This is a genomic window from Escherichia sp. E3659 (assembly GCF_005781135.1).
Lineage (GTDB): Bacteria > Pseudomonadota > Gammaproteobacteria > Enterobacterales > Enterobacteriaceae > Escherichia.
Genome location: NZ_VATQ01000079.1, coordinates 851 through 1,225, shown reverse-complemented (window position 1 = coordinate 1,225; position 375 = coordinate 851). Strand labels below are relative to the sequence as shown.

Genomic DNA, 375 nt, shown 5'->3' with positions numbered 1-375 from the left:
GAATCTAAACATTTTCCGCTGCATGAAATGCGTGATGATGTCGCATTTCAAATTATCAATGATGAATTATTTCTCGACGGTAACGCTCGTCAGAATCTGGCAACTTTTTGCCAGACCTGGGACGACGAAAATGTCCATAAATTGATGGATCTGTCGATCAACAAAAACTGGATCGACAAAGAAGAATATCCGCAATCCGCAGCCATCGACCTGCGCTGTGTAAATATGGTTGCTGACCTGTGGCACGCGCCTGCACCGAAAAACGGCCAGGCCGTTGGCACCAACACCATTGGTTCTTCCGAGGCCTGTATGCTCGGTGGGATGGCGATGAAATGGCGTTGGCGCAAGCGTATGGAAGCCGCAGGTAAGCCGACC

General features: G+C 49.6%; 1 protein-coding gene. It reads left to right on the top strand.

The features are described 5' to 3' along the window. On the top strand, positions 1 to 375 hold a 375-nt coding region (locus FEK47_RS25050), incomplete at both ends, for a pyridoxal-dependent decarboxylase (RefSeq protein WP_240730999.1).